The sequence below is a fragment of the Butyricimonas faecihominis genome (assembly GCF_033096445.1).
In the GTDB taxonomy this organism is placed as follows: Bacteria; Bacteroidota; Bacteroidia; order Bacteroidales; family Marinifilaceae; genus Butyricimonas; species Butyricimonas faecihominis.
The window spans coordinates 958,734-979,639 of record NZ_AP028155.1; the positions used below are offsets into that span (position 1 = coordinate 958,734).

Sequence of the window (20,906 nt, forward strand, 5' to 3'; positions counted from 1 at the left end):
GTGAAAGAGATTATAAAACTGATATTAAAATATCATTTTACTATTATTTTTATATTACTGGAAATCGTAAGTTTCTCTCTGATTATTCGTCATAACGAATATCAGAGAGCAATTTTCTCTGAAAGTGCTTCTACTCTATTCGGAAACGTTTCGTCAACGATCACGAGCATAAAAGATTATTTTCGTCTAAAAGAGATGAACGAATCTTTAGCAAATGAAAATATCTTGCTGAAAAATCGTTTGGAAGAGTATGAGCTTTTACGGGATACGATTATCCATGGGACGGTTGTACAAGATAGTATACCTGTTTACGAGTATATCGGGGCAAAACAGGTCAACGCAACATATAACCGGACGAAAAATTACATTACTTTAAATCGAGGACGAAAAAACGGTCTTCAGAAAGAAATGGCCGTTTGCACTCCGGAAGGGATCGTTGGACTTATTCAGGATTTAAGTGATCATTTTGCCGTAGTCATCCCCTTGATCAACGTGGATTCTCGAATTTCGGCCAAAATAAAAAAGAATAACTATTACGGTTCCTTGCAATGGGATGGTAATGATTATGCCTACTCCTATCTGAATGATATTCCCTATCACGTGGAAGTTAATGCCGGGGACACGATTGTCACTTCCGGTCTCTCAAAAATCTTTCCGGAAGGAATTGTCGTGGGATATGTAGAATCTGTTGACAAGGAAACCGCGAACTTCTTAAAGATAAAGGTCAAACTAGCCGTTGATTTCAAACGCATAAACCATGTTTATGTCATATTGAATAACAAGAAAAATGAGCAAACAAGTTTAGAAGCCATAAACTATCATGAATAATATAAACTATTTCATTCATTTGTTGATACTTTCTTTATTACAGATTGTAATCGTGGATAATATCCACCTTGGCTCCTATTTTTACTTGAACATTTATATTCTGGCTCTCTACATCTTACCTTATAAGATGAAAGGTATACCATTACTGTTATTCGGGTTCTTTTTAGGTTTAATCATGGACTTGGCTGATAACACGGTCGGTATTCATGCCGCGGCATCTACTTTCATCGCTTATATTCGTCCTCGGTTATTGCAGTTGACCTCTACCCGGGAAGAAATAGACGACACGCATGGAGGGCAAGGTCTAACGGATGTCAGGTGGTTTCTGAAATACACGTTTGTTTCCACGCTGTTATTTAACGTGGTACTGATTTTGACAGAGGCCTTTACTTTTAACGATATGCTGATCTCGATTATCCGGATTATTTTAAGTACCTTTATCTCAATGTTATTCATGCTACTCTACTATTTCATCGGAATTAAGAAAGTACAGCAATAATAAAAGCGTGGTTTTAATCGATTAATGAATTCTTGAAATGAACAAATTCGGGTATAGACAAGGGATTATATCAGGAATTATTATCAGTGTATGTGTCGTGTACCTCCTGCGATTGTTTACCTATCAGGTGGTGTCCGACAAATATAAAGTTATGGCTGAAAATAATTCCCAGCGGACGGAAACCGAATATCCGGCACGAGGATTAATATATGATCGGAATAACAAACTTTTGGTTGATAATCAAGCGGCCTACGATTTAATGATTATCCCCAACCAGGTAAAAAAATTTGATACTTTAGAATTGATTTCCATTCTGGATATAACGAAAGAATCTTTGGAAAAAAGGATTCAGGATTGTCGGGATTATGCGAAATTCAAACCTTCGGTTCTTGTTTCTCAGATCCCCGGAAACAAATATGCTGTCCTTCAAGAAAAACTTTATCGTTATCCAGGTTTCTATATACAAACCAGAACATTACGAAAATATAACGTAAACCATTCTGCAGATGTTTTCGGCTATATCGGAGAGGTGAATTCCGAACAGATGAAAGATCCCTATTATGCACAAGGAGACTACATCGGGATCAGTGGGTTGGAAAAAACATACGAGAAACACCTTCGCGGTACCAAGGGAAAACGGGTCGTTCTTGTCGACAATAAAAACCGGGTGAAGGGTTCGTTTGCGGACGGAGAATATGACGAAGACGCCATTGTCGGTGAAAATCTATACACCACGTTAGATGTTGACCTACAAGAATACGCCTACGAACTCATGCAGAACAAAAAAGGCGGAATCGTGGCTATTGAACCTTCTACGGGAGAAATATTGGTCAAGATGTCTAGTCCCGGTTATGATCCGCAATTAATGGTCGGCTTGGATCGGGGTAAAAATTACTCTAAATTGCTAAATGATCCCTTAAAACCCCTATTTGACAGAACGACGATGGCACAATATCCCCCGGGTTCCATATTCAAAACCGTTCAAGCTCTGATTGGTTTACAAACAAAAGCGATTTCCCTGCAAACACAATGTACGTGTAGTGGAGGTGCTTATATTGTCGGGGGAAAATTCATGAAGTGTCACCACCATAGTTCTCCCGTGAATTTACTCCAGTCCATTGAAAACTCCTGTAACCCCTATTACGCCAATGTTTTCAAGAGAATCTTGGAATTACCGGAATATAAAACGGTGCGAAATGCTTACGGGGAATGGCGGAAATACGTGATGTCCTTCGGGTTCGGCAATAAGATATGCCCGGATTTCTCCAATGAAGTATCCGGTTCTATCCCCACGCAGGAATATTACGACAATGTGTTTAAAACACAAAAATGGTACCCTTCCTACATGATTTCTCTTTCCATTGGTCAAGGAGAATTAATGATCACGCCGATTCAAATGGCGAATTTGGCCACGATTCTGGCGAACCGGGGATATTATATTACACCACATATTGTAAGATCGATAAATGACTCGATTTCCAGCCAGATAAAAAAGCACGTTATTCCCATTGACCGGAAACACTTTGACCCTATCGTCGAAGGAATGCAAATGGTTATCAAGGGAGGAACCGGACGACGGGCTCAGGTAGATTCGATTGCAATAGCCGGAAAAACAGGAACCGTGCAAAATCCGCATGGTGACGATCACTCCGTGTTTATTGCTTTTGCCCCGGTAGAAGACCCTAAGATCGCGTTGATCGTATATGTTGAAAACGGGGTTTGGGGATCACGTTACGCGGCCCCGATTGCCGGTTTATTAATAGAGAAATATTTAAAAGGAAAAATATCCGACAAGAAGAAACCTCTTGAAAAAGAGATGTTCCAAGGTAGTTTGATCCATGATACAACCAGTAAAGTAAAAGAAACGAGCAATGAATAGCAGATCTAATAACCTACTCGCCAACATAGATTGGGTATCCATTCTATTATACCTGCTGCTTGTATTAATCGGGTGGTTAAATATTTATGCGGCAGTATATGATGAAAATCATAGCAGTATTCTTGATATTTCTCAAAAGTACGGGAAACAGTTGATTTGGATCGGGGCGGCTTTCGTGCTTGCTTTTCTCGTTCTACTCACGGATAGTAAATTCTTTACCACCTTCTCGATGGTCATTTACGGCATCATGATATTTTTGTTGATTGCCGTCCTGTTTTTTGGTACGGAAACCAAGGGTGCGCGTTCGTGGTTTGAAGTCGGGGATTTTCGCATTCAACCGGCGGAGTTTGCCAAATTTGCAACCAACTTGGCCATAGCCTATATCATGAGCCGGCATAATTTCAAGGTAATGCGCTTTTCCAGCCTTTTGACCATCGGGTTGATTTTAGCTCTTCCCGCGGGATTGATTATCTTGCAGAACGACACGGGGTCAGCTCTCGTGTACAGTAGTTTTATACTCGTTCTTTTCCGAGAAGGATTGCATGGCTCTATCCTATTGCTTTGTTTCGTGGCGGCAGCTATATTTATCATGGCATTGCTGTATTCTCCTTTTACGGTATTGCTTGTCATTATCGGGGGAACTCTGATAGCCTTTTATTATTATCGGCACGATATTCGGGAATTATTCCAGATCATCCTGTTCATCGGGTGTGGTTTCGGGCTTTTCGTCTTGATTAAATGGATGTTTAATCTATCGATTTCCGATTATTACATGCTACTCATCGTTTACGTGATTACAAGTATAACCGCGATCTACCCGATATATAAGCGGAAGATGAAAAACATGATTACCCTGTTACTGATCTCGTGGTTATGCGTCGGGGCCGCTCCTTCCGTGAATTATGCTTTTAACCATCTTCAACCTCACCAGCAGGATCGTATTAACGAGTTACTGGGTATAAAAGTAGATCCCAAGGGAACTGGATATAATGTCACTCAATCCAAAATTGCAATAGGCTCCGGGGGATTACTGGGTAAGGGATTCCTACAAGGAACACAGACTAAATTGAACTTCGTTCCGGAGCAAAGTACAGACTTTATCTTCTGTACAGTTGGCGAAGAGTGGGGGTTTGTCGGGAGTACTTTCGTCATCGTGCTACTGGCGGTGTTTATTTTACGAATTATCAAACTGGCAGAAAGGCAACGTTCCAGTTTTTCCCGGATATATGGTTATGGAGTAGCCTCTATCCTATTCTTCCACGTGGCGGTCAATATTGGAATGACTATTGGAATGGCACCTGTTATCGGAATTCCTCTTCCATTCTTCAGTTACGGGGGATCATCACTATGGTCTTTTACCATTCTTATATTTATATTTTTGAGATTAGATGCCAATCGTTTACAAGTCTTTAGATAATAAATAAACTTTCTGAACGCTTTCCTTGTGGATTTTCAAGGATTTTAATACATTCGTTCCCAAATGAACTTAAACACGAGAAGAATGAAAACATTAATTATAAACATAAAGCAACTTGTTCAGGTTGAGGAAGAACCACGTAAATGGGTTGCGGGTGCCGACATGGCAAAACTGGGTATCATTGACGATGCCTACCTTCTGATTAACGAGGATAAAATAGAGGCTTTCGGTAAAATGAGTGAATTGAATCAAGATACGATTTACGAGGGCACGGACACGGTGAAGGAAATAGATGCCAAAGGACGTTTGGTTCTCCCCGCCTACTGTGATTCCCACACGCATATCGTTTATGCCGGGAGCCGGGAAATAGAATATATTGATAAAATCAAAGGTTTATCATACGAGGAGATTGCCCAAAGAGGTGGTGGCATTTTGAATTCAGCCGAACGTATCCGGAAGGCATCGGAGGAAGAGTTATTTGATTCAGCTTATGCCCGTTTGCAAGAGATCGCCTCTCTTGGAACCGGAGCCGTGGAAATCAAGAGTGGTTACGGTTTGGACACGGCGAGTGAACTCAAAATGTTGCGTGTGATTAAAAGACTGAGCGAGGAAACACCTTTAACCATAAAGTCCACCTTCTTGGGTGCTCACGCTGTTCCGGTGGAATACAAGGGACGGCAGACGGAATACGTGGATTTAATCATTAATGAAATGATTCCGGCTGTTGCCGCCGAGGATTTGGCTGATTATATCGACGTGTTCTGCGATAAAGGATTCTTCACGGTGGAAGACACGGACAGGATGTTAAATGCCGGAATGAAATACGGATTGCGTGCGAAGATACATGCTAACGAACTGGATTATTCGGGTGGTATTCAAGTCGGGGTAAAATATAATGCCTTATCCGTGGATCATCTTGAATATGTCGGGGATGAAGAAATCGCTGCATTAAAAGGTAGTGAAACCATGCCAACCGTGTTACCGGGAGCTGCATTCTTTTTGAATATGCCTTACTCTCCGGTTCGTAAAATGATTAATGCCGGACTTCCTGTTGCTTTGGCTTCGGATTTTAATCCCGGCTCCTCTCCTTCCGGAAACATGAAGTTCGTGATGTCTCTCGGGTGCGTGAATTATAAAATGCTGCCGGAAGAGGTGATTAACGCAACGACCATCAACTCAGCATACGCTATGGGTGTAGAAGAAGAGCTGGGTAGTATCGCCGTGGGTAAAAAAGCGAATTTCTATATCACGACTCCGATTACTGGAATAGAGTATCTTCCATACGCTTACGGGACGGATTTAGTTGAAGCGGTATTCTTAAACGGAGAACAAATTTAAGGAAGTTATGCCCTATTCACATTACAAAAAAGTATGGATACGGAAAGCGTACCGGATAAGATATCCTTAGAAGATTTATTGATTGATGATTTACGATTTCATGATTGAGTGATTAGGAAATCGATACTAAATTTATTTTTTGTCAAATTATAAAATTAATATATATGAAAAAATTAATCGAATGCGTTCCGAATTTCAGTGAAGGGAACGATATGCACATTATAGATCAGATTACAGCAGAAATTAAGGCTGTTGAAGGAGTTAGTCTCATTGACGTGGACCCGGGAAAAGCAACGAACCGTACGGTTGTTACCATGGTAGGTACTCCGGAAGAAGTATGTGAAGCCGCTTTCCGTGCCGTTAAAAAAGCATCCGAGTTGATCGATATGAAAAAACACAAGGGAGCGCATCCCCGTTTCGGAGCTACAGACGTTTGTCCTTTGGTTCCGGTATCAAACATCACGATGGAAGAAACCGTGGAATACGCACGTGCTTTGGCAAAACGTATCGGTGAAGAATTGAACATCCCGGTATATTGCTACGAGAGTGCAGCCTTCACCCCGGAAAGAAGAAATTTGGCTACTTGCCGTGCCGGAGAATATGAGGCTCTTGGAGAGCGTTTAAGCAGTGAACAATGGCATCCCGATTTCGGTCCCCGTGAGTTGAACGAGTGGACGGCTAAAACCGGAGCTACGGCTGTTGGAGCCCGAAACTTCTTGGTGGCTTACAACGTGAACTTAAATACCACCTCTACCCGTCGTGCCAATGCGATCGCTTTTGACGTACGTGAAAGAGGAAGAGCTAAGAGAGAAGGAAATCCTATTACCGGTAAGATCGTGAAAGACGAGAAAGGTAAAAATGTGATGATCCCGGGAACCTTGAAGTCTGTGAAGGCTATTGGTTGGTTTATCGAAGAGTATGGAATTGCTCAGATCTCCATGAACTTGACGGATATTTCCGTGACTTCCGTACACGAGGCTTTCGACGAAGTATGCCGTAAAGCACAGGATCGCGGTATTCGTGTAACCGGTTCCGAGTTAGTGGGTGTAATTCCATTAAAAGCCATGTTGGATGCCGGACGTTATTTCTTGCGTAAACAACAACGCTCTACCGGGGTATCGGATAAAGAATTGATCAAGATTGCCGTGAAATCTTTAGGTTTGGATGAATTGTATCCATTCGAACCCAGAAAGAAAATCATCGAGTATATTCTGGAAGATGAGATGAATCAAGGAAAGAAATTCTTGATCGATATGAATCTTCATGAATTTGCTGATGAAACAGCATCAGAATCTCCGGCTCCCGGTGGTGGTTCCATTTCAGCATACATGGGAGCTCTTGCTTCTTCACTGGCCACGATGGTTGCCAACTTGTCTTCTCACAAACGCGGTTGGGATGAGCGTTGGGAAGAATTCAGTAATTGGGCTGAAAGAGGAAAAGCTTATCAAGTTGAATTAATCAAAATGGTTGACGAGGATACTAACGCTTTCAATCGTATCATGGATGCCTTCGGATTACCGAAGAAAACAGACGAAGAAAAAGCTGCACGTCACCAAGCAATTCAAGATGCAACCAAGTTTGCTACCGAAGTACCGTTCAAAACGATGATGCTTTGCTACGAATGTATGGAAGTGGTGAAAGCCATGGCAGAGATCGGTAACCCGAATTCTGTAACTGATGCCGGAGTTGGTGCTTTGGCCGCTCGTTCCGGAGTAATCGGCGCTTTCTTGAACGTGAAGATCAATGCTGCCGGATTGGATGATAAAGAATATGCTAACGATATTATTTCCAGAGGTGAAAAAGTGGTTGAAATGGCCAAACAAATGGAAACGGATATTTTGAATATCGTGAATTCAAAAATCTAAAGATTTATTCATAAACAACCTCACCAGTTCTCCTTACACAGAAGTGAAAAACGCTTGGTAATCAGCTCTCCCCCTGTGTAAGGGGGAGCTGGTGGGGGTAGTTTAAAAATGGTAACTCCACGTCACGGACGGCACAAATGGAAGTAAACTCCAACTCCGGGTAGTCACCCCTTCTCTCGTTTGTTTGTGGTATATGACAGAAGGATTCTTACGGGCATACAAATTATAAATGCCGAATACCCATGAACTTCCCTTTCCTTTTCGATTATCCAAAGCATATGATATATCCAGATGGTGATAGGCTGGCATTCGAAAGTTATTCGGACTCTCAATATATTCCCGGTATTGCGTGTTGTCTGCATCTGTTTGAAAACTTTCAGGCATCGGGGCCGCATGATAGAATTGTTTCCCTATCGAGATGTAATTCCCGGTCGCAAGCGTAAAATTAATTGAAAATGATTTGTTAAACTTACATCTTTCCTTGATCGGGAGCGTGTAATTGGTCGTCACGTTCAACTTATGCCGACGGTCGTATTCAAACGGGAACCATTCCCCGTTACTTACATGATCAAAACGACGTTCCGATTTTGACCACGAATAAGAAACCCACCCCGTTAAGACTCCGGTCGTTTTCTTTGCCATAACCTCCAATAGCAAAACTACCCCATCCTCATAAACGCCTCGAAAAAGGCATCCCGATAGGTGTTTCCAATAGCTATTTCATGTGTTTTAATGAAAATATCGTTGTTGTCAAAGGAATCTATATGCTTGGTATTTACGATATAGGACTTATTGACTCGTAAAAAATCATGCTTGGGTAATAAATCAAATATATTCTTTAGATTCATTCGGGTAATCACCCGTTGTTCATCCAATTGGATGATCACGTAATCTTTCAGTCCCTCGATGAATAGAATATCCTTGTAATTTATTTTAAAGTAGCGTCTTTCAGACTTTACGAAGAAGTATTCCGTGTTACCTGCCTCGATATTTTCTTTCTCTTCTTTTAATAATAAAGAATGGTAAGCAATTGCCTTGTTAACTGCCTTGTGAAAGCGTTCCGGGTCAACCGGTTTAATTAAATAGTCGATAGCGTCTACCTCGTAACTATCCAAAGCGTATTCCGTGTAAGCCGTGGTGAAAATGACCAACGTTCTCTTGGATATATTGTGAGCGAACTCGATACCCGTGATTCCCGACATCTGAATATCCAAAAAGATCAAGTCTACTGGATTCTCTTCCATGAACTTTGACGCTCCGATAGCATTATTAAACATACCCGTCAGATTTAGTTGACTGGTATCTTTTACTAGTATTTCTATCGCCTCACGGGCTAACGGCTCATCATCAACAATAATACAATTCATAATATCAAATGTAAATATACGGTATAACTTATTTCACTTTCTTCTATCTCCAACGTGTAACGTTCCGGAAACAGCAATTCCAACCTGCGCTTTATATTCTTGAGTCCCAACCCTCCCACTTCATTTTTCCGTAAAGCGATTTTAGGCTTTGAATTTATACATTGAAATTCCAGTTGTTTATCCCAGACCTTGAAACCGAGATAGACATACGATGAATTCTCGCTATCCACATTATGTTTCACGGTATTCTCCACGAAAGGAATAAACAATAATGGTGGCAACCACACCTCACTAATATCTCCTTCTTTGGAAATGACATACTCGAATTTATCCCGTCGAACCTTCTCCAGATTCAGAAAGTCATTCAAGAAATGGATCTCAGAACTCAATAACACCTGTTCTTTCGCGCTGTCGTTAATTTGGTAACGCAACATATCTTCAAGCTTGAAAAGCACCCGGGAGGCCTCTTCCGGATTTTTCTTGATCAGCACGTTAGCATTATTCAGCATATTGAACAGAAAATGCGGGTTAATTTGTTTCTTAAGAAATTTCAATTCGGATTGTAATGTCGAAGAGGCCAGTTCGTCTATTCGTTGACTGTAACCGATCCAGTATTTAAATAGTAGCAAAGCCGACGTTCCGAATATTAGTAATCCAAACGAGATGATTGACGTGATCATGTTTAATATGATATATGGATTTCCATCCTCGTAATTCGCACTAACCTCTTGAACGCTTATTTGTAAAATTGCGATACATACAAGCGAAAATGATGTCAGCAATAACATAGATACCAAATACTTCAACAAGCGGCCCTTTATTAAAAAACGAGGGGCTAACACATATAGATTAAAATAAATGATCACACTGGTGAGCAAAAAATAAAATACCCACCCGTAAAAACGTTCCCAAGTCAACACTAACTCTCCTGATTGATTGGCAAATATACTAATTGTGATACAGGCAAGAGTTAATAGCAACAGAAAATGTCTCACGAACTTAAAACGTGGAGATAACAGGAAATCCGGAACGTGATTATCAATCAAATTACTCATGGTTTCTGTATTTTAAGTTTCAACATAATTGTCCTTTTAGCAACAGATAAGGTATAATCGTTCCCATATAACAATTCCAATCTCTGCCTGATTTTCGAAAAGTCATCCGGATGCAGTAAATTCCCATTATCAAAAGAGCAAACAAATTGAATCTCATTCCCATTCACATGAAAATTTAGATCAATCGAGCCAAATACAGGCTGACTGTATATCTGAATCACGGCTTGTTGCACGAAAGGAAGGAACAACAAGGGAGAGACAAATATCCGATGCACCTCCCCTTCGGCTGAAACCATGTATTGAAAACGATGGGAATACACCTGTTCCAAAGCGAGATAGTTTGTCAAAAAATCTATTTCAGCCTTTAATAACACCGCTTTCCGGCTACAATCATAGAGCTGGTATCTCAGAATCTGGCTTAACTCCAATAACATCCCGGATGCCTCCTTCGGTTCACTTTTTGCCAAAACTGCAGTACGATTAAGTACATTAAAAAGTAACAGAGGATTGACTTGGGCTTTCAATTGCTCCACTTCCGACTGCACATGAATTCTTTCCAGTTGGTTTACCCGGTTATTTTCTGTCATCCAATGTTTTAACACGATCGTGATCGAGCCTCCCAGCATACACAAAGTTACAGTGGCAAAAGAGGAGATATAATTTAAGATGAATACCGGTTCCAAGATGTTTCCCGCACGCTGTCCCAACCAAATTCGTGCCGTATCTTCAATGATTGTCTGTATCCATAAAAGCACCAGCACGGTACCAAATATCATGACTGTATACGTTAGGTATCTCTTCTGCATGAGAGATACCGGGGTACCAACACGTAGATATTCAAATAGGCCACGGCCAAGTAGGAGGCCAAATTCCCCAAGGCAATCCAGTAGAGCCTTACTCCAAGTGCCGGAATTTCCGGTTGAAAGATAACATAGGTTTGGTTAAAAGAAATGGCAGCAAGTGACACGATAAACAGAATATGCCGCCAGATCCGGAATTTCGAATTTACTAGGAGATTATATAGGAAAGCCTGTCCTTCCGTGTTGATTTTAAACATTCGAGGTTTTATTTGATGGTTACAAAGTTACAATCTTATTCCTAAATCGGATTAAAATTCTAATTTATAACTGACATTCGGCAAAGAGGTGGCTCCACGGATGGGTTTTATCTTATCGGTCTTAAAATTATACTCATGCCCGTAATATTCTTCGCATCCCGTCGTATTCAAGGACTTGATCGAAAATTCGTGAGACACCTTCTTCCGGTTGATTTTATACCCCACGGAGAAATTCGTGATAAACATCGGTGAGAATTGTTTGGAAAAAGCCTTTGTTTCATCATATTGCACTTCCCGGTCCGGATCGAGTAACGTGGCTACTTCATCCACGGGGGCATAGCGATCTCCCCCTTGCAAGGTTATTTTAAAGTTCACACTGAACATATTTTGCCTGTCACGCCCGACCATCCATTCCTTGCCACCCAACACGTTGACAATAAAATTCCGATTATACAACGTGTTACGCCATTTCCGGTCTCCCCCATAATATTTTGAATCAAAAATGGATGCCGTCACCATATAATAAAGTCCCTTGTTTAAATAGCGTTCTAGCGTGATGTCTACCCCGATATTACGTCCTTTTCCCCGGTTGACCAGAGCGTTCTCCACGTAAAAATCTCGTCTATTCAGCACGGAATAAGAACTATCGGCAATAACGGGTACATCATATAATTGTTGGAAATAAGGTTCTATTTTCATATTCATGTTATCCGATATTTTGAAACCATACGATAACATCACGTGATGCGCCCTAGTGAATCCCAAGTCTTTATTCACGGAACGATCACCCGTACCTTGTGTTTTCACGAAATAAACGTCCATTTTTTCCATCCGGCTATGTACCCCGTAAGCGAGGGCAAAAGAACTCTTTGGTGAAAATTGCCATTTAATCCCGGCCCGGGGTTCCAGTGCCCAGCTATTATTCAGTGTCAGGACTTGTGCGTTAACTCCCACGTTTAAAGTGACCTGTTCGCTTATGCCAATGGATGAACTCGTGTAACCGGATATTAAATCTGTGTTTCCCTTACCTTGGGAGATTAATTCCATGGGATGCATTTGATGGGGGGCCAGATCCATGTCCATATCGTAATACATCTTCGTGTAAGTTATCCCTGTTTTATTCGTGAACTTGGCACTGAATTTCCGGGTAATAGCAGTGGTGAATATCAAGTTTGTGTTACTCCGATTTAAATCAAGAAAAGGTGCCGAATTCAAATTCCAGTCATAACTTGTCATCGTCCCCTCGTGTTTGAAGTAGGTAACCGCTAACGTCGTTTTCAGTTGTGTCTCGTTGTTAAAGAAATAGCGGTGACTGATACCACCGGCTCCCATGTATTGTTTGGTACTGGATTTCATCATATCACCAATCGATTCCCACTTATCCGTGTTTTCCTCAAAATCTCCTTTTGACTTGTCTATCAAGGCTGTTCCCCAAATCGAGAAGACACCCGCTTTACGTGTCGGCAGACTCAATTTGAAATTCAAATCCTGATAATCCAAAGTCCCGTCAATATCAACAGCCCCGATGTCTCCCAGCAATCCCGTGGTGGAATAACGATAATTGAAAATGTAAGAAGAATTGTGTTTTCGGGTCAAAGGTCCCTCCGAGGCAAAATCAATCCCTAATAAGCCGATCTGAAACGTGTTCTCGATCTTTTGGTTATTCCCGTTACGTAATTTCATATCAAAGACTCCCGACACGGCATTATCGTACTCTGCGGGAAAAGCTCCGGTAAAGAAATCCGAATTACCCAGTACGAGACTACTTAACCCGGATAAAATTCCCCCACCAAGAATGGACAAATCCGCAAAGTGATTGGGATTCGGAATTTCCACGTCTTCCAGTTTCCATTGCAATAAATGCGGGGCATTTCCGTGAATGGATATTCCATTCGTAGACATACTGGGAGAAATCCCGGCAAAGGAACTTACCAAACGGGCCGGATCATCCATTCCCCCAGCATATCGACTTGCCTCTTCCACGCTGAGCATCCGGGCTCCTGTGGTAACCATCTTGTTTAATGGTTGCTCTTTATTCAATTGAGGTCGGACCATCACTTCATCCAGTTCTTTGATGCTTTCTTTCAATGGAATGGTCAAATAGACTTCTTTCGAGGAAGTTACCAGTATCTCCCGGAAAATAGTTGGTTCGTATCCCACGAAAGAAACCTGTATATCGTGTCGCCCGATCGGGACATTCTTGATGACAAAACGGCCTAGGGAATCCGTTACTCCACCGATCTCCGTTTTTCCCATGAGATACACGGAAACGTAAGCCACCGGATAACCCGATGCCGCATCAATCACCCGTCCCCGTACACTCTGGGTTAAAACTCTACCCTCTTTCTGTCCCCATACATTCACGGATAACATGAAAAGGAAAAAATATATACCGATGACTCTTTTCTTGCTTTTAATCTTGCTCATGATTTTGAAAATCACGTCAAAAATTCCGTTTTTCCATCCTTTACGGTTCAGTTCTCCCCCTAAAACTTCTTCAAAGGCATCTAAAACCTTCTCGCAGTCTGCCACACTTACACTTGTCATTCGTGATACTTCTGTTATTATTTCCGTCTTATTCATATCCAATACTTTTTGATTACGAGACAAAAATAGGCTCCATGTGGAAGTGATTTAAAGAAAAGAGACAAAACACCCGATTTTGTATACGAAACAAAAGCATACGGAGAATTTTACTACTTTTGTACCATAATGATCGGTTTAAGTTATAATGAAATGAAAAAGAGAATAATATTTCTAGGGTGCATCATGGGAATAATCACTTTATTGTCAAGCTGTTCTTCATCCCAAAACCTTAGTATGTTACAGTTTAACATCTGGCAGGAAGGCTCTATGATTCCGGGCGGTTTTGACGCTATTGCTGATGAAATAGCCCGTTTGGAACCCGATTTTATCATGCTGAGTGAAGTCCGGAATTACCGGGATACCCGCTTTTGTGACCGTATCGTGAATGCCTTGAAAGAAAGGGGTAAAACGTATTATTCTTTTTATAGTTATGATTCAGGATTGCTTAGTAAACATCCTATAACAGACAGTAGTACGATATTCCCGATTCAAGATGATCACGGAACTATTTATAAAATGAAAACTACCGTGGGAAAACAAGTTTGTGCTGTTTATACCGCTCATTTAGACTATCTGAATGACACGTATTATGAAGTACGGGGTTATGACGGTAACAATTGGCACAAAATGGATGCACCTTTGACTGATGTTCCGACTATTTTGGAGCGTAACAACCTTTCATTACGCGATGATGCCATCCGTGCTTTTATCAAAGATGCTCAAAAAGAAATTGAAGAAGGAAATTGGATCTTTTTAGGGGGTGATTTTAACGAGCCTTCTCACCTCGATTGGATTGAAACGACTAAAGATAGTGCCGACCATCATGGAGTTGTGGTTCCTTGGCCGGTAACCACCCTACTCCATGAAGCTGGCTTTAAAGATTCTTATCGTGAAAAATACCCCAATCCCGTTACACATCCCGGCTATACTTACCCGTCGGATAATCTCGCTTTGCCTCCAAGTAAGATCACTTGGACTCCCGATGCCGATGAGCGCGATCGTATTGATTACATCTTCTATTATCCTCGTAAAGGACTACATCTAAAAGATGCAGCGATTCTCGGCCCCAAGACCAGTATTCGCAAGAGTCAACGTGTGACTGAATCCGGACAAGATGTTTTCATCAAACCCCTAGGTGTATGGCCAACAGATCACAAAGCCGTGTGGGTTAATTTCCGGATGAAATAGTGGTTATTTAAAAATACGCACTCTTTCCTCTATCGGGTTAAACTCTTTAGCCCCGGGTTCTTGTAAAGGCGCACCGAAAGGCATCTGGGCGATTAATTCCCAAGTTTCCGGTAGTTGCCATTCCTTAGTTACCGCTTCATCAATCAATGGATTATAATGCTGTAATGAAGCTCCGAACCCGGCATCTTCCAACATGGTCCACACCGCCAGTTGGTGCATTGCCGAAGTGTGCTGTGACCATACCGGGAATCTATCCTGATAAGTCGGAAATGATTTTTGCAGGCCTTCCACGATCATCCGCTCTTCAAAGAAAAGCACCGTACCGTAACCGGATGCAAAGGATTTATCAATTTTGTTTTCAGTCGATTTGAAAGCCTCTGCGGAAACTATTTCCCGCAACGTATCTTTTACGATATTCCACAGTTTCGTATGTTGATCACCTAATAAAAGCACCACTCTCGTTGATTGAGAATTAAATGCTGACGGTATATTTTTAACGGCAAATTTTACGATTTCCTCTATCTCTTCGTTAGAAACAAGTGATTTATTCGAGAGAGCATAATAACTTCTCCTATGTGCCAAAGCTTCTTTAAATTTTCTTTCCATATCTCAATGATTTATTTTCTACAATATACGCATTTTTTCTGAAAAAGTTAGATTATTTAGAATAAATCAAATTAAAAAACATCACAATAATACTTTATTCTCTCCGTACAACCTATTTATCCACATGGCGAAAAGTTTATCTGTAACAGAATAGACTTTGTTTATTTCTGTAATAATGTCTTTTTCCAATAACTTTTTTGTTGCAGTTTGAACGGAACTAGCCGAGGCTAAACTATGTCGCTTAATAAAACTAGCTGAAAGGATTTGTACAGCCTCACCTTCTTTGGCTATCGCATACAACAATTCTTTTTGTTTCTCTGGAATATTAGACAAAATTTCGCGAAATATCGTGTCATTATAATCGATCATCGAATGGATTGCATTGCGAATAATATCCAGTGTACACTCGCCCCCCATGAGGGTATCCGCAAACGACTCATTGAATGTCTTTTGAATATAGAATGTATGTCCTCTAAATAAGTCATAGACTTTCCCTGCATTTTCTGTACTGACTCGGCGATCCCGACGTTCAAAATGTTCCGAGATAAATGCCACGTAAATATCTTTATCAATAGCATCCAACTCCATAACATCCGAGCTACGATAAAACGGACGAGCCGAAGAGAGAAACATAGCCTGCATCATACTACGTTCACTGCCGGCAAAAATGAAATGACTATTCTCGATTTTTTGGATATGAGTTCTTAGCAATGCCTCAATGTTCTTTTCGGGATATTTGCCAATCTGTTGAAATTCGTCAATGGCAACAATACAGGGTTTATCTGCAGACATGAGATATTTGAATATCTCCTCTAGGGTATATTCCGGGCGTTCAATGTCACCTAATTCAAGGTTAAATGTAGGTAAATTAGTCAGAGGATCAAAACCGAACTTTCCACTGATAGACTTTAGTGTTTGCATGAAAAGTCTAACCATCTTCTTGCTATTAGGTGCTAAAGTTTCAAATATTTCCTTCCCAAGAATATAAGTAAATTCCCTTAAACTCGATGTATGGAGAATATCAATAAAGAAAGTGTAATAGTGTCCTTTAATTTCCGGTTTTTCATAACAGAATCGAATTAACCCAGTCTTCCCCATACGACGAGGTGAAATGATTACCATATTATTACCATTCGTCAAGGATTTGATAAGTCGAGCCGATTCCTGTACCCGATCGCAAAAATACTCTGGGGCAATCTTACCTGTAACAATAAAAGGATTAATCTCTTTTGCCATATACATTTTTATTTCAGGTAAAATTAATTATTTGTTTTCAATTATGCAAATTGAATAATTGGGATAATAAAATAACTGAGGGTGTGTCAAAAGTCATTTTATCCTTAAAAAACTCCTCCGTCACTTCGTGCCACCTCCTCTATAAACAGAGGAGGAGCTGGTTACTCTTCCCGAAGATAGTGAGTATTTCAACTCTCCATCTGTTTATAGAGGGAGTACGGCAAAGCCGGGAGGGAGTTTAAAAAAATGACTTTTGACATACCCTCAATATAAAACATTATAAAAGACTAAACGCACAAGTCACCCCGGCCATCACGATAGCCACCATGCTCATCAATTTAATCAGAATATTCAAACTCGGTCCGGAAGTATCCTTAAACGGGTCGCCCACGGTGTCACCGATAACCGTTGCTTTATGATTATCAGAACCTTTACCGCCAAGATTACCTTCCTCGATATACTTTTTAGCATTATCCCAAGCTCCCCCGGAATTTGCCATGAAAATAGCCAGCACGAACCCGGTACCCAATCCTCCGGCCAACAACCCGATCACACCCGAAACGCCAAAGATCAATCCCATAACAACCGGAATAATGATCGCCAGCAAAGACGGGAAAACCATTTCATGTTGAGCCCCTTTCGTGGAAATCTCTACACATTTAGCGTAATCCGGTTCTCCTTCGCCAGTCATAATTCCTTTGATTTCCCGGAATTGCCGACGGACTTCATTCACCATTTTCTGGGCAGCACGCCCTACCGCATTCATGGTCAAACCACAGAACACGAAAGCCATCATCGAACCGATGAAGATTCCAGACAACACCTTCGGATTCATCAAAGTAACATCATAGTAATTCATGAAATCCGTCAACGTGGCATCAGCCGTCCGTACCACGTTGTCTCCAATCTTCAACACTTCCTCACCCATCCGCAACAAACCAATCTTAATTTCCTCTATATAAGAGGCAATCAATGCCAACCCGGTCAATGCAGCTGATCCGATAGCAAATCCTTTACCCGTGGCAGCCGTCGTGTTACCCAGTGCATCCAGCGCATCCGTACGATGACGAACTTCCTCTCCCAACTGACTCATTTCAGCGTTACCCCCGGCATTATCGGCAATCGGTCCGTAAGCATCCGTGGCCAAGGTTATACCTAACGTGGAAAGCATTCCCACTGCAGCGATACCCACGCCATACAATCCCATGGACATATTGGCAAAACTAAATTCTGCCGCAAACAGGAACGAGAGTATAATACCCGCGACAATCGTAAGTACCGGGATGGCCGTTGAAATCATTCCGGTTCCAATTCCCTTGATAATCACGGTTGCGGGACCCGTTTCCGAACTCTTGGCAATATCTTGCGTTGGCTTATAAGCATGAGAAGTGTAATATTCTGTCGCTTTCCCGATAATAATACCCGTTACCAACCCCACGATCACTGATCCGCATATCCAATAACTCAAACCGAGCAAATGAATCACCAAGAAACTGGCTCCCACGATTAACAAGGAACTCACGTTAATTCCCCGATCAAGGGCCCGCAATAATTGTTGCTGAGAGGCTCCTTCTTTCGTCTTTACCAGAAATATACCGAGCAATGATAAGATCACCCCGAATGCCGCAATCAACATCGGAGCCAATATCGCGTTAAATTGTGCATCCGGCTCCATTCGGAATGCCGCAGCTCCTAGCGCTGCCGTTGCCAGTATCGAACCACAATAAGACTCGTAAAGATCGGCCCCCATTCCGGCCACGTCCCCTACATTATCCCCCACGTTATCCGCGATAGTTGCCGGATTACGGGGGTCATCCTCCGGAATTCCGGCTTCCACTTTACCTACCAAGTCTGCGCCGACATCCGCAGCCTTCGTGAAAATACCTCCACCCACTCTGGCGAAAAGTGCCTGCGTGGATGCTCCCATTCCGAAAGTCAACATCGTGGTCGTAATCACGATCGCCTTTTCCGTCTCTGTTGCCTCTTCCACGAAATAATCTAACAATAACCACCATAAAGAAATATCCAGTAGAGCCAAACCGACAACAACCAGTCCCATGACCGCCCCCGAACGGAAAGCAACTTTCAACCCGTCATTCAAACTCCTACGTGCAGCATTGGCCGTTCTTGCAGATGCGTAGGTAGCTGTTTTCATCCCGATATACCCGGCTAATCCGGAAAAAAATCCTCCTGTCAAGAACGCAAACCATACCCACGGATTCTGTAAACCGGGACCGTAAGCCATCCAAGCAAAAAGCGCACATAAAACAAGAAAAACAAGGGCTACTACCCGATATTGTTGACGCAAATAAGCCATAGCTCCTTTGCGTACATGCCCGGCAATACGTTTCATCGTGTCGGTTCCTTCCGACTCTTTCATCATCCCTTTAAAAAAGATCCTTGCGAAAAGGAGAGCGATAATAGCACATACAGGTACTATCCAAAATAGATCGTTTAACATGGTATTATATATTTGTAGTTAGTAAAAGTCGTACAAAAAAATACTCGTCAAGATTTAAACGAACCCTGATGAGTAAAAGTACAAATAAAAATGAAAAAATATTCCCGATCTTTTATTTTTTTACAACTAAAATAGATTATTTCTTTTCGAGGAACGGCTATTCATACTTAGCATAAAGCTCGAATTGCCCCGATTCGGTAATAAGCACTTCATAGAACTCCCCTATTTGCAGCGCTTTTTCACTTGTCACGAACACTTCCTGATCCACTTCCGGGGAATCATATTGTGTACGCCCGACAAAATAATCCCCTTCTACCCGATCTATCAAAACCAAAAAACGTTTTCCCACGCATGATTCGTTGATAGCGGCAATAACCCCTTCTTGTAACGCCATCAACTTTTCAGCCCGTTTATTTTTCGTCTCTTCGGGTACATCATCCTGATAATGCTTGTCACAATACGTGTCATCCTCGTGAGAATATGGGAACACCCCTAAACGTTCAAATTTCATCGTTTTGACAAAATCTTCCAGTTCCCGGTAATCCTCTTCTGTCTCTCCGGGATGTCCGACCATGAGTGTCGTGCGCAAGGCAATCCCCGGCACTTCTTCCCGAATTTTATTGATGAGATCTACGGTCTGTTGTTTCGTCACCCCCCTTCGCATCATTTTTAGCATGTGATCACTACAATGTTGCAAAGCAATATCCAAATACTTACATACGTTTTTCCGTTCCCGCATCACGGTAAGAAGTTCCATGGGGAACCCGGCCGGGTAAGCATAATGCAATTTAATCCACTCGACTCCCGGTATATCTGCAATCCGGTCCACCAATTCAGCCAACCTGTTTTTTCCGTATTTATCAATCCCGTAATAGGTAATATCCTGTGCTAACACCAACAACTCCTTCACGCCCTGTTTGGCCAACCGTTCAGCTTCATCCACGATTTCCTCGAATGGCCGTGATTTATATTCCCCCGTCATAATTGGAATGGCACAATAAGAACATCCCCGATTACATCCCTCGGATATTTTCAGATAAGCGTAATGTTTCGGTGTCGTCAAATGGCGTTCGTTCCGCAGTTTCTCGTCATAGCTTTTACCCAACTCCGCGAGAATCCCTTTCCAATCGAATTTTCCGAAATAAGCATCCACTTCCGGGATTTCCTTCTTTAAATCCTGATCATAGCGTTGAGATAAACATCCCATGACATATATCTTTTCAACTTCTCCCTCCTGTTTCCGCTCTACTTGCTCCAAAATCGTGTTTATAGATTCTTCCTTCGCATCCCCGATAAACCCGCAGGTATTGATGACGACAATTTTCGCTTTCGAGTTTTCAACATCCACTTCAACACCATATCCCGCCTTCTCCAGTTGTTTCATCAATAACTCCGTATCCACTAAATTCTTGGAGCATCCCAAGCTGATAATATTTACTTTCTTCATGCCATATTCTAATTTGCCCGCAAAGGTAATAAAATCTTCAGCGACTTTCCGTATCTTTGCTGCGGAATTCAAGCAAA

General features: G+C 41.7%; 17 protein-coding genes. 7 read left to right on the forward strand and 10 right to left on the reverse strand.

Features of this window, described 5'->3' with window-relative positions; all coding sequences use genetic code 11:
- The 6 genes from mreC to ftcD all read left to right on the forward strand — a co-directional run bounded on the left by mreC (position 1) and on the right by ftcD (position 7,826).
- A complete protein-coding gene (mreC, locus tag R8806_RS03955) occupies positions 1-828 on the forward strand; it encodes a rod shape-determining protein MreC (protein WP_087420242.1) in 828 nt (275 codons plus the stop codon).
- On the forward strand, positions 821-1,327 hold the full coding sequence (locus R8806_RS03960) for a rod shape-determining protein MreD (protein WP_087420243.1): 507 nt from the start codon (positions 821-823) through the stop codon (positions 1,325-1,327). Before mreC ends, R8806_RS03960 begins: the two co-directional genes overlap by 8 nt.
- 37 nt (positions 1,328-1,364) lie before the next feature.
- On the forward strand, positions 1,365-3,206 hold the full coding sequence (gene mrdA / locus R8806_RS03965) for a penicillin-binding protein 2 (RefSeq protein WP_124316096.1): 1,842 nt from the start codon (positions 1,365-1,367) through the stop codon (positions 3,204-3,206).
- The gene (gene rodA / locus R8806_RS03970) at positions 3,199-4,623 is read left to right on the forward strand and encodes a rod shape-determining protein RodA (RefSeq protein ID WP_124316095.1); all 1,425 of its coding nucleotides are present in this window, start codon (positions 3,199-3,201) and stop codon (positions 4,621-4,623) included. Before mrdA ends, rodA begins: the two co-directional genes overlap by 8 nt.
- 84 nt (positions 4,624-4,707) lie before the next feature.
- A complete protein-coding gene (gene hutI / locus R8806_RS03975) occupies positions 4,708-5,961 on the forward strand; it encodes an imidazolonepropionase (protein WP_124316094.1) in 1,254 nt (417 codons plus the stop codon).
- A 164-nt stretch (positions 5,962-6,125) separates the two neighbouring features.
- On the forward strand, positions 6,126-7,826 hold the full coding sequence (ftcD, locus tag R8806_RS03980) for a glutamate formimidoyltransferase (RefSeq protein WP_087420247.1): 1,701 nt from the start codon (positions 6,126-6,128) through the stop codon (positions 7,824-7,826).
- A gap of 102 nt (positions 7,827-7,928) precedes the next feature.
- Here ftcD and R8806_RS03985 read toward each other — a convergent pair whose 3' ends face one another.
- The 6 genes from R8806_RS03985 to R8806_RS04010 are packed head-to-tail and all read right to left on the reverse strand — an operon-like array spanning position 7,929 to position 13,894.
- The gene (locus tag R8806_RS03985) at positions 7,929-8,468 is read right to left on the reverse strand and encodes a hypothetical protein (RefSeq protein ID WP_124316093.1); all 540 of its coding nucleotides are present in this window, start codon (positions 8,466-8,468) and stop codon (positions 7,929-7,931) included.
- A 17-nt stretch (positions 8,469-8,485) separates the two neighbouring features.
- Positions 8,486-9,193, reverse strand: a complete 708-nt coding sequence (locus tag R8806_RS03990; protein WP_124316092.1) for a LytR/AlgR family response regulator transcription factor — start codon at positions 9,191-9,193, stop codon at positions 8,486-8,488.
- Positions 9,190-10,248, reverse strand: a complete 1,059-nt coding sequence (locus R8806_RS03995; protein ID WP_124316091.1) for a sensor histidine kinase — start codon at positions 10,246-10,248, stop codon at positions 9,190-9,192. The genes R8806_RS03990 and R8806_RS03995 overlap by 4 nt, the downstream gene beginning before the upstream one ends.
- The gene (locus tag R8806_RS04000) at positions 10,245-11,024 is read right to left on the reverse strand and encodes a sensor histidine kinase (RefSeq protein WP_164719574.1); all 780 of its coding nucleotides are present in this window, start codon (positions 11,022-11,024) and stop codon (positions 10,245-10,247) included. Before R8806_RS04000 ends, R8806_RS03995 begins: the two co-directional genes overlap by 4 nt.
- Before the next feature lie 11 nt (positions 11,025-11,035).
- The gene (locus tag R8806_RS04005) at positions 11,036-11,305 is read right to left on the reverse strand and encodes a hypothetical protein (protein WP_124316089.1); all 270 of its coding nucleotides are present in this window, start codon (positions 11,303-11,305) and stop codon (positions 11,036-11,038) included.
- Between the two features lie 51 nt (positions 11,306-11,356).
- Positions 11,357-13,894, reverse strand: coding sequence for a carboxypeptidase-like regulatory domain-containing protein (locus R8806_RS04010; RefSeq protein WP_183312848.1), 2,538 nt, complete (start codon positions 13,892-13,894; stop codon positions 11,357-11,359).
- 147 nt (positions 13,895-14,041) lie between these two features.
- Between R8806_RS04010 and R8806_RS04015 the strand changes: the two genes are divergently transcribed.
- Complete coding sequence (locus R8806_RS04015) at positions 14,042-15,079, forward strand: endonuclease/exonuclease/phosphatase family protein (RefSeq protein ID WP_124316088.1); 1,038 nt, start codon at positions 14,042-14,044, stop codon at positions 15,077-15,079.
- Between the two features lie 3 nt (positions 15,080-15,082).
- Here R8806_RS04015 and R8806_RS04020 read toward each other — a convergent pair whose 3' ends face one another.
- The 4 genes from R8806_RS04020 to rimO form a co-directional block, all read right to left on the reverse strand.
- A complete protein-coding gene (locus R8806_RS04020; protein WP_124316087.1) occupies positions 15,083-15,685 on the reverse strand; it encodes a nitroreductase family protein in 603 nt (200 codons plus the stop codon).
- A gap of 81 nt (positions 15,686-15,766) precedes the next feature.
- Positions 15,767-16,921, reverse strand: a complete 1,155-nt coding sequence (locus R8806_RS04025; RefSeq protein ID WP_151411550.1) for an AAA family ATPase — start codon at positions 16,919-16,921, stop codon at positions 15,767-15,769.
- A gap of 277 nt (positions 16,922-17,198) precedes the next feature.
- Positions 17,199-19,382 (reverse strand): sodium-translocating pyrophosphatase, encoded by a 2,184-nt coding sequence (locus R8806_RS04030; protein WP_087420259.1) that lies wholly within the window; start codon positions 19,380-19,382, stop codon positions 17,199-17,201.
- 157 nt (positions 19,383-19,539) lie between these two features.
- Positions 19,540-20,829 carry a 30S ribosomal protein S12 methylthiotransferase RimO gene (gene rimO, locus R8806_RS04035; RefSeq protein WP_124317447.1) on the reverse strand — a complete coding sequence of 430 codons (1,290 nt, stop codon included), beginning with the start codon at positions 20,827-20,829 and terminating at the stop codon, positions 19,540-19,542.
- Positions 20,830-20,906 lie beyond the last annotated feature (77 nt).

Coding starts and splice junctions, on each gene's coding strand:
- R8806_RS03960 (WP_087420243.1), top strand. CDS start 821: ATGAATAATATAAACTATTTCATTCATTTGTTGATACTTTCTTTATTA.
- mrdA (WP_124316096.1), top strand. CDS start 1,365: ATGAACAAATTCGGGTATAGACAAGGGATTATATCAGGAATTATTATC.
- rodA (WP_124316095.1), top strand. CDS start 3,199: ATGAATAGCAGATCTAATAACCTACTCGCCAACATAGATTGGGTATCC.
- hutI (WP_124316094.1), top strand. CDS start 4,708: ATGAAAACATTAATTATAAACATAAAGCAACTTGTTCAGGTTGAGGAA.
- ftcD (WP_087420247.1), top strand. CDS start 6,126: ATGAAAAAATTAATCGAATGCGTTCCGAATTTCAGTGAAGGGAACGAT.
- R8806_RS03985 (WP_124316093.1), bottom strand. CDS start 8,468: ATGGCAAAGAAAACGACCGGAGTCTTAACGGGGTGGGTTTCTTATTCG.
- R8806_RS03990 (WP_124316092.1), bottom strand. CDS start 9,193: ATGAATTGTATTATTGTTGATGATGAGCCGTTAGCCCGTGAGGCGATA.
- R8806_RS03995 (WP_124316091.1), bottom strand. CDS start 10,248: ATGAGTAATTTGATTGATAATCACGTTCCGGATTTCCTGTTATCTCCA.
- R8806_RS04000 (WP_164719574.1), bottom strand. CDS start 11,024: ATGATATTTGGTACCGTGCTGGTGCTTTTATGGATACAGACAATCATT.
- R8806_RS04005 (WP_124316089.1), bottom strand. CDS start 11,305: ATGTTTAAAATCAACACGGAAGGACAGGCTTTCCTATATAATCTCCTA.
- R8806_RS04015 (WP_124316088.1), top strand. CDS start 14,042: ATGAAAAAGAGAATAATATTTCTAGGGTGCATCATGGGAATAATCACT.
- R8806_RS04020 (WP_124316087.1), bottom strand. CDS start 15,685: ATGGAAAGAAAATTTAAAGAAGCTTTGGCACATAGGAGAAGTTATTAT.
- R8806_RS04025 (WP_151411550.1), bottom strand. CDS start 16,921: ATGGCAAAAGAGATTAATCCTTTTATTGTTACAGGTAAGATTGCCCCA.
- R8806_RS04030 (WP_087420259.1), bottom strand. CDS start 19,382: ATGTTAAACGATCTATTTTGGATAGTACCTGTATGTGCTATTATCGCT.
- rimO (WP_124317447.1), bottom strand. CDS start 20,829: ATGAAGAAAGTAAATATTATCAGCTTGGGATGCTCCAAGAATTTAGTG.